Genomic DNA, 15,339 nt, shown 5'->3' with positions numbered 1-15,339 from the left:
TTTTAATTTCATTTTATTGCGATTTATTTCCGCGTCATGCAGATCTGGATGGAAATGTGATCAAAGTCGAAACGATGTTTCAAAAAGGTGAGATGGTAAGCATTTTAGGCGTTTGTGAGGGGCTGAAAAGTATGAAATATCAGCGTAAGCGAGGCGGGGAATATTATTATCAGGGTAATGATTTTGCTGGTATATTTTATTCGAAGGTACAGATAGATAACCGGGGGCGGCAAGCGCCCCCCGACATGGATTAACCCTGGAGGAAATCTTCGCGGATGGGGGTAAAGGTATCGAGCAGCGTGCCAGGCTGCAGACAGACGCAGCCGTGCATGATCCCCGGCTGCTTGTACAGCGTATCGCCAGCGCTGACGACGCGCGTCTCCTCGCCGATGGTGAATTCGAACTCGCCGGAGAGCACGTAGGTGAGCTGTTCGTGAGGGTGGTTATGCATTGGGCCGACGGCGCCGGCGGCAAAATTCACCTCCACGGCCATCATTTTGCCGTCATGGGCCAGAATGCGGCGGGTTACGCCATTGCCAAGGTCTTCAAGGGTGGTGTCTTTATGGAAAATAAACATCTGCCGATCCTGTTGTTAAACTGAAACATTGTTTCACTTAAGTTATCTCACTCTTCATGAAAAAGAAATACGCGGCCAGAGAAGTGGAAAGTTGATCACAAGTTTGTTTCACTGGCAGAAACAACATAAGGAGCAAAAGATGAAAACCATTGGCCTGTTAGGCGGCATGAGCTGGGAGTCAACGATCCCTTACTATCGCCTGATTAATGAAGGCGTGAAGGCGCGACTGGGCGGGCTGCACTCCGCCAGACTGGTGTTGCATAGCGTCGATTTTCACGAGATTGAAGCCTGTCAGTCCACCGGCGACTGGGATCGCGCCGGCGCGATCCTTGCCGACGCCGCGGTTGGGCTGCAGCAGGCGGGCGCCGAGGGCATTGTCCTGTGCACTAACACCATGCACAAGGTGGCGGATGCCATCGCCGCCCGCTGCCAGGTTCCCTTTCTGCATATCGCCGACGCCACCGGAAGGGCGATTGCCGCCAAGGGCCAGCGGCGGGTCGCGCTGCTGGGCACCCGCTATACCATGGAGCAGACCTTTTACCGGGGTCGTCTGCAGGCGCAGTTTGCCATCGAGACGCTGATCCCCGAGGCCGACGATCGGGCGCGGATCAATCAGATCATTTTCGACGAACTCTGTCTCGGCACCTTCAGCGAGGCGTCGCGGGATTATTATCTGCAGGTGATTGCCGCCCTGGCGGAGCAGGGGGCGGAAGGGGTTATTTTCGGCTGCACGGAAATTGGCCTGCTGGTGCCTGCCGAGCTCAGCCCGCTGCCGGTCTTTGACACCGCGGCGATCCACGCTGAGGACGCGGTCAACTTTATGCTCTCTGCAGAACCGACGCCAGCGGCGTGAGGATCTGCGGCAGACTCTGCTGCAGGTGCGTCACGAAGGCGTCGACCAGCGCCGATCGCGGGCGATGGAGCGGGCGGATCAGGCTGACGGTAAACGGCACTTCGACGCTGAAGCGGCGCACCACCACGCCGCTATCGGCATAGTCCAGGGCGGTCAGCGGGTTAACCACCGAGATCCCGGCGCCGGCGCGCACCATGGCGCAGATCGAGGCCGCGCTGTGGGTTTCGACCACCATCCGCCGCTTGACCTGATGCTCAAGGAACAGGGCGTCGAGCAGCTGGCGATAGCTGTCGGTGCGCGACAGGCTGATGTAGTTCTCGCCCTGAAAATCGGCGGGGGTCAGCGTCGTCTGCGCCGCCAGCGGATGGCCGGCGGGCAGCACGCAGACTTCATTCAACGTCAGCAGCGGGGTGCGTTCAGTGCCCGCGGGGGTATGCAGGGTCTCCGTCAGGCCAAGGTCATGGCGCTGGGCGGAGAGCCACTCCTCCAGCAGCGGCGACTCCTGGGGGACGATCTGCAGGCTGACCTCCGGGTAGCGGGCGAGGAACGGCGGCAACAGCAGCGGCAGAAAGGACTGGGAAAAGACCGGCAGACAGGCTATCGACAGCTCGCCCTGGCGGAACTCGCGCAGGCTCTCGGCGGCGCTGACGATGCGGTCCAGGCCGTACCAGGAACGCTGAACCTCCTCAAACAGGCGCAGGCCCTGCACGGTTGGCTGCAGGCGACCGCGGGTCCGTTCAAACAGCCGCAGGCCGAGCACCTTCTCAAAGCGCGCCAGCTCGCGGCTGACGGTGGGCTGGGAGGTATGCAGCATCCGCGCGGCTTCGGTCAGGTTGCCGGCGGTCATCACCGCATGAAAGATTTCGATATGACGCAAATTGACGGCTGGCATGCAGTCTCCCTGAGGCTCGGCTGGAACTATATCATTTTTGCATAGAGTCGCGATAAAACGATATTTTTTATTCGTCCGGCGCTGTGGCGTAATCAGAAAAAACAGCGACCAACACACGCACTACACCGGAGTTCTTATGCCACACTCGCTTTACGCCACCGATACCGATCTGACCGCGGACAATCTGCTGCGCCTGCCGGCGGAATTTGGCTGCCCGGTCTGGGTCTATGATGCGCAGATTATTCGCCGCCAGATTGCCCAGCTCAGCCAGTTTGATGTGGTGCGTTTTGCGCAAAAAGCCTGCTCTAACATCCATATTCTGCGTCTGATGCGCGAGCAGGGGGTGAAGGTGGACTCGGTGTCGCTGGGGGAGATCGAGCGTGCGCTGGCGGCGGGCTACGATCCGCAGCAGAATCCAGAGGATATTGTCTTCACCGCCGATCTGATCGACGAGGCCACCCTCGATCGCGTCAAGGCGTTACAGATCCCGGTGAACGCCGGCTCGATCGACATGCTGAGCCAACTGGGTGAAGTGTCGCCGGGCCATCGCGTCTGGCTGCGCGTCAACCCGGGCTTTGGCCACGGCCACAGCCAGAAAACCAATACCGGCGGTGAGAACAGCAAGCATGGCATCTGGTACAGCCACCTGCCGGCGGCGCTGGAAGTGATGCGTCGCTATCAGCTGCAGCTGGTGGGGATCCATATGCATATCGGCTCTGGCGTCGACTATGGTCACCTGGAGCAGGTGTGCGGCGCGATGGTGCGCCAGGTTGTCGACTTTGGTCAGGATCTGCAGGCCATCTCCGCCGGCGGCGGCCTGTCTATTCCTTACCGCGAGGGCGAAGAGGCCATCGACACCGCTCACTATTATGGCCTGTGGAACCGCGCCCGGGAGCAGATTGCCACCCATCTGGGTCACCCGGTGAAACTGGAGATTGAACCCGGACGCTTCCTGGTGGCCGAGTCCGGCGTGCTGGTGTCGCAGGTGCGCAGCGTGAAAGAGATGGGCAGCCGCCACTTCGTGCTGATTGACGCTGGCTTTAACGACCTGATGCGCCCGGCAATGTACGGCAGCTATCATCATATCACCGCTCTGGCGGCGGATGGCCGCGATCTCAGCGCCGCGCCGCAGGTGGAGACCGTGGTGGCCGGGCCGCTGTGCGAGTCCGGGGACGTCTTTACCCAGCAGGAAGGGGGGAAAGTCGAGACCCGTCTGCTGCCGGCGGTGGCCCCAGGGGATTATCTGGTGCTCCATGACACTGGCGCCTACGGGGCTTCGATGTCATCCAACTATAACAGCCGTCCGCTGCTGCCGGAGGTGCTGTTTGATGGCGGCAAGGCGCGGCTGATCCGCCGTCGCCAGACCATCCAGGAGCTGCTGGCCTTAGAGCTTATTTAAAAAAAGGTCCCGTCGTCACCGACTCACGCAATACCAGCGTGCCGGTGAACGGCGGGATCGTTTCGATCGGCTGCTGGTTAGCAAGCTTGATCGCCTGATCGATAGCCGTGGTGATCATGTTGTCGATCGGCAGATAGACCGTCGACAGCCCCGGCTCCAGCCATTTCGCGCTTGGCGCATCGTCGAAGCCAAACAGCGACACATCCTGCGGAATACGCAGCCCCGCCTGATGCAGCGCCTTAGACGCCCCCAGCGCCATATCATCGTTACAGGAAAACAGCGCGCTGAAGCGGGCTTTCTCGTCCAGCAGTTCCCGGCACAGCTCGTAGCCGCGGGTCATCGTCGAGTCCCCGTATTTCACCCGGCTCGGATCCCACTCAATACCATGTTTTATCAGCGCGTTGCGATAGCCCTGCAGGCGCGCCTGGCCGGTGGGGGTGTGCATCGGGACGGTGATGCAGGCGATATCGCGGTGCCCCTGGGTAATCAGATACTCCACGGCCTGGAAGGCAGCTTCCTGCTGTTCGAAGAACACGCAGCGTTCGCGGGCCTGCGCCACATCACGGTTAATCACCACCAGCGGCATGGCGATCGAGTTAATCAGCGACATGATCGCCTTTTCGCTCATATGCCGGGTATAGAGGATGATCGCATCGCACTGCCGGTCGGCGAGCATCTGCACCGCTTCCTCTTCGCGCTCCGGCGTATCATGGCCGTCGGTGACGATAAGCTGTTTTCCCCAGGCTTCGGTCTGGCGTGACGCCTGCTGCAGCAGACGGCCAAAGTAGAAGCCGTCAAAGGTGGAGACGACCAGCCCGATACTGTTGCTGGTCTGATTGGCCAGCGAGCGGGCAAGGAAATTCGGCCGATAGCCCAGCTCTTCCATCGCTTTAAAGACCTGTTGGCGGGTGCTCTCTTTCACCTGACCTGTGCCGTTCAACACGCGGGAAACCGTCGCTTTCGAGACGCCTGCGCGAATTGAGACATCCAGCATTGTAGCCATTCATCGATTCCTGATTTCACGTGGTAAGGCGCAGTTTATCACAGACCGAAAAGGGACATATCGACGGGGCGGGGCGGAAAAACCATCGCGATCACGCTTTTAGCAGGAACTGACCAACCGGCGCTATCTGGTATGCCAATAGCATTTATTATCGATATTTGGGATACCACGAAGCGGGTTGCGAGCGCTGTCACAGAACAATTTTTACCTGGCAACTATGTTTTGGTATGCCAAAAGTCTCTGGCTGTCCACCTGGCCGCAATAAGCCCTTTACTCTGAGGTACTCTTTTATGGCATTACAGGACAAACTGATCGACGCGCTGGGGCGTTTCGCGACGACATTCAACAGCTATCGCTACATTATGGCGATCAAATCGGCGTTTATTACCCTGATGCCGGTGATCATCGTCGGGGCCTTTTCGGTACTGATCTCCAATATGGTGCTGGATCCAAAGAATGGGCTCGCCAGCTTTTCCTCGCTCTCCTTTCTCGCTGCGCTGAAGCCGATCACCAGCGCGCTGAACTACGCCACGCTCAACTTCCTCAATATCGGCGCCGTGTTTCTGATCGGCATTGAGCTGGGGCGGATCAACGGCATCAAAAGCCTGTTTCCCGGCCTGTTGGCGGTGATCTGTTTTATCTGCGTCACGCCGACCACGGTGGAGATGATGGTCGATGGCCAGATGCACGTGGTGAAAGATGTCCTGCTGCGTCAGTTCTCCGACACCCGCAGCCTGTTCCTCGGGATGTTCATCGCTATTCTGTCGGTCGAGATTTACTGCTGGCTGGAGGGGCGCAAGGGACTGAAGATCAAGATGCCGGATACCGTGCCGCCGAACGTTTCAGCCTCTTTTTCCGCGCTGATCCCGGCGATCATCACCACCACCGCGATCGCCACCTTGGGTTTTCTCTTCCACCAGCTGACGGGAATGTATCTCTACGATGCGGTCTACCAGGTGGTACAGCAGCCGCTGGAGCGGGTGGTGCAGAGCCTGCCGGGTATCCTGCTGCTGATGTTCGTCGCCCAGCTGTTCTGGGTGATCGGTATTCACGGCAACCAGATGATCAAGCCGATCCGCGAGCCGCTGCTGCTGGGGGCGATCACCGTCAATATGAGCGCTTTTGAGCAGGGAAAAGAGGTACCGAACATCATCACCATGCCCTTCTGGGACGTCTACATGAGCATCGGCGGCTCGGGGCTGACCATCGGCCTGCTGATTGCGGTGATGATCGCCACCAGGCGCAAAGAGATGAAAGAGATCGCCAAGCTGTCGATAGGCCCGGGGCTGTTCAATATTAACGAGCCGGTGATCTTCGGGATGCCGATCATGCTCAACCCGATCCTCGCCATCCCGTTTATCATCACCCCGCTGGTGACCGGCAGCATCGGCTATTTCGCCACCCTGACCGGCTTCGCCGGCAAGGCGGTGGTGATGGTGCCCTGGACCACGCCGCCGCTGATCAACGCCTGGCTCTCCACCGCCGGCTCGATGGGGGCGGTGGTCACCCAGCTGATCTGCATCGTGGCCGCGGTGCTTATCTATCTGCCTTTCGTCAAAATCGCCTCCCGCCGCGCCGATGCCGCGCAGCGTCAGGCAGACAATCAACAGACCGCCAACCCTGTCTGAGGAGCCTATGACTACCGTACGGATGACTATTCCCGATGATTTTATCCTTGGCGCGGCGGCTTCCGCCTGGCAGACCGAGGGCTGGAGCGGGAAAAAACCGGGGCAGGACTCCTGGCCCGATCTCTGGTACAAAAACGACCGTCACGTCTGGCATAACGGCTATGGCCCGGCGGTGGCTACCGATTTTATCAACCGCTTTCAGGAAGATGTGCAGCTGATGAAGCTGGCCGGGCTGACCCACTACCGCACTTCGATCAACTGGTCGCGCTTTCTGACCGACTATGAAAACGTCACGGTGGATGAGGAGTATGCGGCCTATTACGACCAGCTGTTCGATGCGCTGCTGGCCAACGGCATCACGCCGATGATCTGCCTTGAGCATTACGAATTACCGGGCTATCTGCTGGAAAAGTATGGCGGCTGGGGGTCGAAAACGGTGGTCGAGCTGTTTGTGCGCTACGCGGAGCAGGTTTTTGCCCGCTACCACCCGAAGGTGACCCGCTGGTTTACCTTTAATGAGCCGATCGTGGTGCAGACCCGGGTCTATCTTGATGCCCTGCGCTGGCCCTATGAGCAGAACACCAGCACCTGGATGCAGTGGAACTACCATAAGGTGCTGGCGACCGCTTGCGTCGTGAAGCGATTTCGCGAGCTAGGCTATCCCGGGACCGTCGGCTGCATCCTCAATCCGGAGGTGACCTACCCGCGCTCCCGCGCCCCGCATGACCTGCGCGCGGCGGAGATCTACGATCTGTTCTACAACCGTATGTTTCTCGACCCGCTGGTGCACGGGGTCTGGCCGCCGGCGCTTCTCGCGCTGCTTGAGCAGCATCAGGTGACGTGGGAGGCCAGCGCGGAGGATCTGGCGATTATCCGCGAGCACACCCTCGATGAGCTGGGGATTAACCTTTACTATCCGCACCGGGTCAAAGCCCCGTCGCGGGCCTGGCATCCGCATACCCCGTTCCATCCGGCCTGGTATTATGAGCCGTTTGAGCTGCCCGGCCGGCGGATGAATGCCTCCCGCGGCTGGGAAATCTACCCGCAAATCATCTTTGATATGGCGATGCGGATAAAAAATGACTATCGCAACATTCCCTGGTTCGTGGCGGAGAGCGGGATGGGGGTGGAAAACGAAGGCCAGTTCCGTAACCGCGAAGGCGCCATTGACGACAGCTATCGCATTCGTTTTATCAGCGAACATCTGTGGCACACCCTGCGTGCCCGCGAGGCAGGGGCCAACTGCCAGGGCTATATGCTGTGGGCGTTTACCGACAACGTGTCGCCGATGAACGCCTTTAAAAACCGCTACGGGCTTATCGAAATCGATCTGCAAAACCATCGCGCCCGGCGACCCAAAGCCTCGGCGCACTGGTTTCGTCAGCTCGGCGAACGGCGTGAACTGGTGCTGGATATCGATGATGAATACCGCTAGCCGGGGGCAATATTTGCTAAGATAGCGCCGTGTTTGACTCGCAGGCATGTAACGCACAGGTGATTTTGTGGAAAAAGCGATAATTCCGCCGGAAAAGAAGCCCTATCAGGAGATTGGTGATGACCTGCGCGCCCAGATCGCGCAGGGGCGCTACCCGGTCGGGTCGCGTTTGCCGCCGGAACGCCATATTGCCGAAACCTATGGCGTCAGCCGGACCATCGTGCGCGAAGCGCTGCTGATGCTGGAGCTGCAGGGGACGGTGGATATCCGTCAGGGATCCGGGGTGTACGTCATGCGTATCCCGCACGAAAACGACAGCGAAGAAGAGCAACTGCTCAGCAGCGACGTTGGTCCGTTTGAAATTCTCCAGGCGCGCCAGCTGCTGGAGAGCAATATCGCCGCCTTTGCCGCGAAAATGGCCACCCGCGCCGATATCGATAATCTGAAGCGGATTATCGAGCAGGAGCAGCGGGCAATCGCCCTCAACGACACCGCCCAGGATAACGCTCGTCTGTTCCATCTGGTGCTGGCCGGGGCGACGCAGAACCAGATGCTGTTAGCGACGGTGGAGCGGATCTGGCTGCAGATGGACAGCAGCCCGCTGTGGCAGCAGTTTAATGTGCATATTGCCAGCCGCGCCTGGAGGCTGAAGTGGCTCGGCGACCGGCAGACCCTGCTTGCCGCGCTGCGGCGTCGCGATGTGATGGGCGCCTGGCAGGCGATGTGGCAGCATCTGGAAAACGTTAAAAACAGTCTGCTGGAGCTGTCCGATGAAGACGCCCCGGACTTTGACGGCTATCTGTTCGACTCGGTGCCGATTTTTCAGGGGAAGCTGGTATGACGATCCTGCCGCTGTACGCCGCGCCGCAGTTCGCCCGGGAGGTGACCGACTGGCTGTGGCAGGCCTTTGGCGGCGAGGCGCTGCCGCGGGAGTTTTTCGCCAGCATTGTGCAGCATAGCCAGACGGCGGAGGCGCTGCCGCTGACCTTTATTGCCGTGGAAGGGGAGCAACTGCTGGGAACGATTGGCCTCTGGCGCTGCGATTTGATCAGCCGCCAGGATCTGTTTCCCTGGCTGGCGGCGCTGTACGTCGCGCCCGCCGCTCGCGGTCAGGGGCTGGCCGGACAGCTGCAGCGGCATGTGATCGATTATGCCCGCCGCGCGGGCTATCGGGAGCTTTATCTCTACTCCGCCTGCCGCGATTTTTATGAACGCTTCGGCTGGTGCTACATCGGCGAGGGGCTGGATTACCCGGCCACCGCCGTGCATCTCTATCGCTACGACTTATCGCCTTCCTGCGGGGCCACCACCGAATGACGGCGCACCAGCGTCGGGCTGAACAGGTGGGTGATCTCCGGCGCCGGGCGCTGCTCCGCCAGGGCTAAGGCCAGCTCGGCCGCCTGGGTCGCCATCGTGACGATCGGGTAGCGGACGGTGGTCAGCCGCGGGCGAACATAGCGCGAAATCAGGACATCGTCGAAGCCGATCAGCGAAATTTCCCGCGGGACGTCGATGCCGTTGTCGTTCAGCACCCCCATCGCGCCGGCGGCCATCGAGTCGTTATAGCAGGCGACGGCGCTAAAGTGGCGGCCGCGGCCAAGCAGTTCGGTCATCGCCTGTTCGCCGCCGCTTTCATCCGGCTCGGCGAACGTGACCAGCCGGTCGTTGCACGGCAGGCCGCTCTCCTCCAGCGCCGCGTAGTACCCCTGCAGGCGATCTTCCGCATCAGAGATATCGTGGTTTGAGCACAGGTAGCCGATACGCGTGTGCCCCTGCTGGATCAGATGGCGGGTCGCCAGCCAGGCGCCGTAGCGATCGTCCAGCGCCACGCAGCGCGTTTCATATCCGGGCAGGATGCGGTTGATCAGCACCATGCCGGGGATCTGCTTCATCAGCCCGGCGAGTTCCTCATCGGGGATCATTTTGGCATGCACCACCAGCGCCGCGCAGCGGTGACGGATCAGCTGCTCTATCGCCTGGCGCTCCTTCTGCACGTTGTGGTAGCCATTGCCAATCAGCAAAAAGTTGCCGGTGCGATAGGCCACCTGTTCGACGGCTTTGACCATCGCGCCGAAGAAGGGGTCGGAGACATCGCCCACCACCAGGCCGACGGTTTCTGTGGACTGCTGGGCCAGCGCCCGGGCGTTCGCGTTGGGATGATAGTTGAGGGTTTCCATCGCCGCGCCCACGGACTGACGCGAGGCTTCGCTGGCTTTGGGAGAGTTGTTGATGACGCGGGAGACGGTAGCGACGGAGACTCCTGCGAGTCGGGCTACATCCTTAATTGTCGCCATACCATGCCTTTTATAGGGTAAGCGTTTACATACTGCTATGTTACGGGAAAGAGCGGCAGATTCAAGGCGCGGCGGCGAAGGAATGGCGCAAATGTGATTCAGAGCGGGCTTATCAGTGACCTGTTTACATTGACGCTATCAGTAATTGAAACCGGCTCGGGGAAATACAAACCTTTGCTTACACTTTGCGATGCGCTGTTGCGAATGTTCGCTGGTTTGTCCGCCGAGCAGGTTGATATTCTGGCTATCCCAGAGGTATTGATAGGTGGAGTCAACGTCATGTTGACCACTTTACTTACACCAGCCTGCGCAGATGCGCAGGTTTTTTTTTGCCCGTCGCCGGCGTTGTTACAGATAGCGAAAATCGTAATAACTGGTTGCACTTAGGCTCACTCCCTTGCGTTTTCCCGCTGGCCCGAAGCGGGCGAAAAACGCGACAATCGAGATCCCAGAGGTATTGATAGGTGAGTTTCTCAGGTACGCTCTTCGTACTGGACGTCTTACACCAGCCTGCGCGGATGCGCAGGTTTTTTTTATTCTGAAAATCCCCCCGCTGCACTGCTTTCCCACGCCTTCTCGTGTAACCTGCTTTGACTCATCACCGGTCACATGGAGTTGTTATGCTTTTGGGATTTTTCAGACTGCTGTTCAAGGGGTTATACCGGGTCAGACTGACCGGCGACACGCAGGCTTTGCACCAGCAAAAAGTCTTAATTACCCCGAACCACGTCTCGTTCCTCGACGGCATTCTGCTGGCGCTGTTTTTGCCGGTCCGACCGGTTTTTGCCGTCTATACCTCAATCAGCCAGCGCTGGTTTATGCGCGCGCTGACGCCGATTATCGATTTTGTGCCGCTGGACCCGACCAAACCGATGTCGATCAAACATCTGGTGCGCCTGATTGAACAGGGGCGGCCGGTGGTCATCTTCCCGGAAGGGCGAATTTCGGTCAGCGGCTCGCTGATGAAAATTTATGACGGCGCCGCCTTTGTCGCCGCCAAATCGCAGGCGACCATCGTGCCGCTGCGCATTGAAGGCGCTGAATTGACGCCCTTCAGCCGACTGAAGGGGCTGGTGAAACGTCGCCTGTTCCCGCGTATTCAGCTGCATCTGCTGCCGCCCACCCATCTGCCGATGCCTGAGGCGCCGCGCGCCCGCGACCGGCGCAAAATCGCCGGAGAAATGCTGCATCAGATCATGATGGAAGCCCGGATGGCGGTGCGTCCGCGGGAAACCCTGTATGAGTCGCTGCTGGCGGCGCAGGACCGCTTCGGCGCGCGCAAACCCTGCGTGGAGGATATCAACTTCCAGCCGGATACCTATCGCAAGCTGCTGACCAAAACCCTGTTTGTCGCCCGCATTCTGGAAAAATACAGCCAGCGGGGCGAGAAGATCGGCCTGATGCTGCCCAACGCCGGCATCAGCGCGGCGGTGATTTTCGGCGCGATCGCCCGCGGGCGCATTCCGGCGATGATGAACTATACCGCCGGGGTGAAAGGGCTCAGCAGCGCCATCGCCGCCGCGGAACTCAACACCATTTTTACCTCGCGCACCTTCCTTGATAAAGGCAAGCTCTGGCACCTGCCGGAGCAACTGACTCAGGTGCGCTGGGTGTTCCTGGAAGATCTCAAAGGCGATATCACCCCTGCGGACAAACTGTGGATTTTCGGCCATCTGCTGGCGCCGCGTCTGGCGCAGGTTAAGCAGCAGCCGGAAGACGCGGCGATGATCCTCTTCACCTCCGGCTCGGAGGGCAATCCGAAAGGGGTGGTGCACAGCCATAAAAGTCTGCTGGCCAACGTCGAGCAGATCAAAACCATTGCCGACTTTACCGCTAATGACCGCTTTATGTCGGCGCTGCCGCTGTTCCACTCCTTTGGCCTCACCGTCGGTCTGCTGACGCCGCTGCTTACCGGTGCGGAGGTGTTTCTCTATCCCAGCCCGCTGCACTATCGCGTGGTGCCGGAGCTGGTCTACGATCGCAACTGCACAGTGCTGTTCGGCACCTCGACCTTCCTCGCCAACTATGCCCGCTTCGCTAACCCCTATGATTTCTATCGTCTGCGCTATGTGGTCGCCGGGGCGGAGAAGCTGCAGGAGAGCACCAAACAGCTGTGGCAGGATAAATTCGGCCTGCGCATTCTCGAAGGCTATGGCGTGACCGAGTGCGCCCCGGTGGTCTCGATCAACGTGCCGATGGCGGCGAAGGTCGGCACCGTGGGGCGTATCCTGCCGGGGATGGACGCCCGCCTGCTGGCGATGCCTGGCATTGAGCAAGGGGGGCGGCTGCAGCTGAAAGGGCCGAACATTATGAAAGGCTACCTGCGGGTGGAAAATCCCGGGGTGCTGGAAGCGCCGACGGCGGAAAATCAGCACGGCGAAAAGGAAGCGGGTTGGTATGACACCGGCGATATCGTGACTTTCGATGAGCAGGGCTATGTCCGCATCCAGGGCCGCGCGAAGCGCTTCGCCAAAATCGCTGGCGAAATGATCTCTCTTGAGATGGTGGAGCAGGTGGCCCTCGGCGCATCGCCGGACAAAATGCACGCCACGGCGATTAAACAGGACGCCAGCAAAGGCGAGGCGCTGGTGCTGTTTACCACCGATAATGAACTGACTCGCGAAGCCCTGCTGCGCTACGCTCGCCAGCACGGCGTACCGGAGCTGGCGGTGCCGCGCGATATACGCTGGCTGAAACAGCTGCCGGTGCTGGGCAGCGGCAAGCCAGACTATGTCACCCTGAAAAACATGGTCGACGAGGCGGAAACAACCCATGAGTGAGTCAGTGCATACTAACCCTTCGCTGTATTCGAAAGGGATGATGGCGGTGATCTGCGCCCAGTTCCTGTCGGCCTTCGGCGACAATGCGCTTCTCTTCGCCACCCTGGCGCTGATGAAGCAGCTTTATTATCCGGAGTGGAGCCAGCCGGTCCTGCAGATGTTGTTTGTGGGCGCTTACATCCTGTTTGCCCCCTTTGTCGGCCAGTTCGCCGACAGCTTTGCCAAAGGCCGGGTGATGATGGTGGCCAACGGCCTGAAGCTGCTCGGCGCCGGCTGCATCTGCTTCGGCGTTAATCCGTTTATCGGCTATACGCTGGTGGGGATTGGCGCCGCCGCCTATTCGCCGGCCAAGTATGGCATTCTCGGCGAACTGACCACCGGCGATAAGTTAGTGAAGGCTAACGGACTGATGGAGTCCTCGACCATCGCGGCGATCCTGCTGGGCTCCATGGCCGGCGGGATCCTCGCCGACTGGCACGTGCTGGCGGCGCTGATCGTCTGCGCGCTGGTCTACGGCGGGGCGGTGGTGGCTAACCTGTGGATACCCAGGCTGCCGGCGGCGCGTCCGGGGCAGTCATGGCGTTTTAAGCCGATGACGCACAGCTTCTTCAGCGCCTGCCGCACGCTGTGGCGCAACGGCGAAACCCGCTTTTCGCTGATGGGCACCAGCCTGTTCTGGGGCGCTGGCGTGACCCTGCGCTTCCTGCTGGTGATCTGGGTGCCGGTAGCGCTGGGCATTACCAGCAACGCCATGCCCACCTATCTTAATGCGATGGTGGCGGTGGGGATTGTGCTGGGGGCCGGGGCGGCGGCGAAGCTGGTGACTCTGGAGACGGTGTCGCGCTGTATGCCGGCCGGGATATTGATCGGTATTGCGGTAATGGCGTTTGCGGTGCAGCAGTCGCTGCTGCCGGCGTTCGGACTGCTACTGCTGCTCGGGGTGTTCGGCGGCTTCTTTATCGTGCCGCTGAATGCGCTGCTGCAGGAGCGCGGGAAACACTCGGTCGGGGCGGGTAACGCGATTGCGGTACAGAACCTGGGCGAAAACGTGGCGATGCTGCTGATGCTGGGGCTCTATTCCCTGGCGGTGAGCGTGGGCGTTCCGCCGGTCGCCGTGGGGATAGGTTTTGGCGCGGTGTTTGCCGTGGCCATCGCCGCGCTGTGGGTCTGGGGGCGGCGTAAATAACTTCTCGTCGCGGTTGACTCGAAATCGTAACCCCTGCCAGGCGCGCGGGCAGAGGGAAACCCCGGGTTGCGGCTTACGCCTGACCCGGGCTACCGCGGCTGCTGAGGCGGCTACCCGACCTGGGTAGCGAAGGCCCGGTAAGGCGTAGCCGCCACCGGGCAACAACGCGACGCCAGAAGCCGGCGTCGACAGGTCATGCTACGGAGCCGGGTAGGTATAAACCTGATGCACCGCTTCAATCTCCGCTAATACCTCTTCGCTCAGTTCAAGCTGTAAACTTTCCACGTTGGCCTGCAGCTGCGCCATGGTCGTCGCCCCCAGCAGGGTGCTGGCGACAAACGGCTGCCGACGCACAAAGGCCAGCGCCATTTGCGCCGGATCGAGGCCGTGGCGTTTGGCGATATCCACATACGCCGCCACCGCTTTCTGCGACTGCTCGCTGCTGTAGCGCGTAAAGCGGCTGAACAGCGTATTGCGCGCCCCCGCCGGCTTCGCGCCGTTGAGGTACTTCCCGGTCAGGGTGCCGAAAGCCAGGCAGGAGTAAGCCAGCAGCTCCACGCCTTCGAACTGGCTCACTTCCGCCAGGCCGACTTCAAAGCTGCGGTTCAGCAGGCTGTAGGGGTTCTGAATGGTCACGATCCGCGGCAGGTCGTGCTTATCCGCCAGGTGCAGATAACGCATCACGCCGAAGGCGGTTTCGTTCGACACGCCGATGTAGCGGATCTTGCCGGCGCGCTGGAACTCGGTCAGCGCCTCGAGGGTATCCAGCAGGGTCACCGCGGGGGCGGCGTCGGCCCAGGTGTAGCCCAGCTTGCCAAAGCAGTTGGTGGGGCGCTGCGGCCAGTGTACCTGATACAGGTCGAGATAATCGGTCTGCAGACGCTTCAGACTGGCGTGCAGCGCCTCGCGGATATTTTTCCGGTCCAGGACGTGGTTTGGTCGAATACTGCTGTCGTTATTACGCGCCGGCCCGCTGACCTTCGAGGCGAGCACCAGCTTTTCGCGATTGCCGCGTTTCGCCAGCCAGTTGCCGACGTAGGTTTCGGTCAGCCCCTGAGTTTCCGGGCGCGGCGGGACAGGGTACATTTCAGCGACATCGATCAGATTGATGCCGTTGGCGACCGCATAGTCGAGCTGCTGATGGGCATCGGCCTCGCTGTTCTGCTCGCCAAAGGTCATGGTTCCCAGCCCGAGGGTGCTGATTTCAAGTGAACTGTGTGGGATACGGTGATACTGCATAGCCAGCTTCCTTTTTATTTATAAGGTCAGGCATTCCCCGACAAAGGAGTATC

Annotated in this window: 14 protein-coding genes; 9 read left to right on the top strand and 5 right to left on the bottom strand. The window is 60.2% G+C overall.

Annotated elements, in window-relative coordinates; translation table 11 throughout:
• Positions 1-56: 56 nt before the first annotated feature.
• The gene (locus ACOI6Z_RS06845; protein ID WP_032428974.1) at positions 57-254 is read left to right on the top strand and encodes a hypothetical protein; all 198 of its coding nucleotides are present in this window, start codon (positions 57-59) and stop codon (positions 252-254) included.
• Here the strand turns inward: ACOI6Z_RS06845 and ACOI6Z_RS06840 are convergent.
• Complete coding sequence (locus ACOI6Z_RS06840) at positions 251-577, bottom strand: cupin domain-containing protein (protein WP_023290912.1); 327 nt, start codon at positions 575-577, stop codon at positions 251-253. The genes ACOI6Z_RS06845 and ACOI6Z_RS06840 overlap by 4 nt on opposite strands.
• 139 nt (positions 578-716) lie before the next feature.
• Between ACOI6Z_RS06840 and ACOI6Z_RS06835 the strand changes: the two genes are divergently transcribed.
• Complete coding sequence (locus ACOI6Z_RS06835) at positions 717-1,430, top strand: aspartate/glutamate racemase (protein ID WP_023290911.1); 714 nt, start codon at positions 717-719, stop codon at positions 1,428-1,430.
• Here the strand turns inward: ACOI6Z_RS06835 and ACOI6Z_RS06830 are convergent.
• Positions 1,396-2,322, bottom strand: a complete 927-nt coding sequence (locus tag ACOI6Z_RS06830; RefSeq protein ID WP_023290910.1) for a LysR family transcriptional regulator — start codon at positions 2,320-2,322, stop codon at positions 1,396-1,398. The two genes, ACOI6Z_RS06835 and ACOI6Z_RS06830, sit on opposite strands and share 35 nt — an antisense overlap.
• A gap of 136 nt (positions 2,323-2,458) precedes the next feature.
• Between ACOI6Z_RS06830 and lysA the strand changes: the two genes are divergently transcribed.
• Positions 2,459-3,721 (top strand): diaminopimelate decarboxylase, encoded by a 1,263-nt coding sequence (gene lysA / locus ACOI6Z_RS06825; protein WP_023290909.1) that lies wholly within the window; start codon positions 2,459-2,461, stop codon positions 3,719-3,721.
• Here lysA and ACOI6Z_RS06820 read toward each other — a convergent pair.
• Positions 3,714-4,715 carry a LacI family DNA-binding transcriptional regulator gene (locus ACOI6Z_RS06820; protein WP_004229436.1) on the bottom strand — a complete coding sequence of 334 codons (1,002 nt, stop codon included), beginning with the start codon at positions 4,713-4,715 and terminating at the stop codon, positions 3,714-3,716. The genes lysA and ACOI6Z_RS06820 overlap by 8 nt on opposite strands.
• A gap of 299 nt (positions 4,716-5,014) precedes the next feature.
• On the opposite strand from ACOI6Z_RS06820, the gene ACOI6Z_RS06815 reads away from it, so the two are divergent.
• The 4 genes from ACOI6Z_RS06815 (at position 5,015) to ACOI6Z_RS06800 (ending at position 9,104) form a co-directional block, all read left to right on the top strand.
• Entirely contained in the window at positions 5,015-6,352 is a 1,338-nt protein-coding gene (locus ACOI6Z_RS06815) for a PTS sugar transporter subunit IIC (protein WP_050533523.1), read from the top strand.
• 7 nt (positions 6,353-6,359) lie between these two features.
• Positions 6,360-7,787, top strand: coding sequence for a glycoside hydrolase family 1 protein (locus ACOI6Z_RS06810; protein ID WP_420687102.1), 1,428 nt, complete (start codon positions 6,360-6,362; stop codon positions 7,785-7,787).
• A gap of 67 nt (positions 7,788-7,854) precedes the next feature.
• Entirely contained in the window at positions 7,855-8,628 is a 774-nt protein-coding gene (locus ACOI6Z_RS06805) for a GntR family transcriptional regulator (protein WP_004205433.1), read from the top strand.
• Complete coding sequence (locus tag ACOI6Z_RS06800; RefSeq protein ID WP_065812378.1) at positions 8,625-9,104, top strand: GNAT family N-acetyltransferase; 480 nt, start codon at positions 8,625-8,627, stop codon at positions 9,102-9,104. The genes ACOI6Z_RS06805 and ACOI6Z_RS06800 overlap by 4 nt, the downstream gene beginning before the upstream one ends.
• Here ACOI6Z_RS06800 and galR read toward each other — a convergent pair.
• Positions 9,065-10,081, bottom strand: a complete 1,017-nt coding sequence (gene galR / locus ACOI6Z_RS06795) for an HTH-type transcriptional regulator GalR (RefSeq protein WP_002915981.1) — start codon at positions 10,079-10,081, stop codon at positions 9,065-9,067. The genes ACOI6Z_RS06800 and galR overlap by 40 nt on opposite strands.
• Before the next feature lie 620 nt (positions 10,082-10,701).
• On the opposite strand from galR, the gene aas reads away from it, so the two are divergent.
• Together aas and lplT are read left to right on the top strand one after the other, a co-directional pair.
• Entirely contained in the window at positions 10,702-12,861 is a 2,160-nt protein-coding gene (aas, locus tag ACOI6Z_RS06790) for a bifunctional acyl-ACP--phospholipid O-acyltransferase/long-chain-fatty-acid--ACP ligase (protein ID WP_032453978.1), read from the top strand.
• Entirely contained in the window at positions 12,854-14,047 is a 1,194-nt protein-coding gene (gene lplT, locus ACOI6Z_RS06785; protein ID WP_023290904.1) for a lysophospholipid transporter LplT, read from the top strand. The genes aas and lplT overlap by 8 nt, the downstream gene beginning before the upstream one ends.
• A gap of 198 nt (positions 14,048-14,245) precedes the next feature.
• Here lplT and ACOI6Z_RS06780 read toward each other — a convergent pair whose 3' ends face one another.
• Positions 14,246-15,286, bottom strand: a complete 1,041-nt coding sequence (locus ACOI6Z_RS06780) for an NADP(H)-dependent aldo-keto reductase (RefSeq protein WP_008806332.1) — start codon at positions 15,284-15,286, stop codon at positions 14,246-14,248.
• Positions 15,287-15,339: the final 53 nt, after the last annotated feature.

The organism is Klebsiella sp. C239 (genome assembly GCF_048822715.1).
Taxonomy (GTDB): Bacteria; Pseudomonadota; Gammaproteobacteria; order Enterobacterales; family Enterobacteriaceae; genus Klebsiella; species Klebsiella quasipneumoniae.
Note: the sequence above shows the minus strand (reverse complement) of the source record. Positions and strands in the feature narration are given on the sequence as shown.

Bases quoted from the DNA above. Each gene is read 5' to 3' on its own strand.
- ACOI6Z_RS06780 (WP_008806332.1), bottom strand. From the start codon at position 15,286: ATGCAGTATCACCGTATCCCACACAGTTCACTTGAAATCAGCACCCTC.
- ACOI6Z_RS06830 (WP_023290910.1), bottom strand. From the start codon at position 2,322: ATGCCAGCCGTCAATTTGCGTCATATCGAAATCTTTCATGCGGTGATG.
- aas (WP_032453978.1), top strand. From the start codon at position 10,702: ATGCTTTTGGGATTTTTCAGACTGCTGTTCAAGGGGTTATACCGGGTC.
- ACOI6Z_RS06810 (WP_420687102.1), top strand. From the start codon at position 6,360: ATGACTACCGTACGGATGACTATTCCCGATGATTTTATCCTTGGCGCG.
- ACOI6Z_RS06835 (WP_023290911.1), top strand. From the start codon at position 717: ATGAAAACCATTGGCCTGTTAGGCGGCATGAGCTGGGAGTCAACGATC.
- galR (WP_002915981.1), bottom strand. From the start codon at position 10,081: ATGGCGACAATTAAGGATGTAGCCCGACTCGCAGGAGTCTCCGTCGCT.
- lysA (WP_023290909.1), top strand. From the start codon at position 2,459: ATGCCACACTCGCTTTACGCCACCGATACCGATCTGACCGCGGACAAT.
- ACOI6Z_RS06800 (WP_065812378.1), top strand. From the start codon at position 8,625: ATGACGATCCTGCCGCTGTACGCCGCGCCGCAGTTCGCCCGGGAGGTG.
- lplT (WP_023290904.1), top strand. From the start codon at position 12,854: ATGAGTGAGTCAGTGCATACTAACCCTTCGCTGTATTCGAAAGGGATG.
- ACOI6Z_RS06815 (WP_050533523.1), top strand. From the start codon at position 5,015: ATGGCATTACAGGACAAACTGATCGACGCGCTGGGGCGTTTCGCGACG.
- ACOI6Z_RS06840 (WP_023290912.1), bottom strand. From the start codon at position 577: ATGTTTATTTTCCATAAAGACACCACCCTTGAAGACCTTGGCAATGGC.
- ACOI6Z_RS06820 (WP_004229436.1), bottom strand. From the start codon at position 4,715: ATGCTGGATGTCTCAATTCGCGCAGGCGTCTCGAAAGCGACGGTTTCC.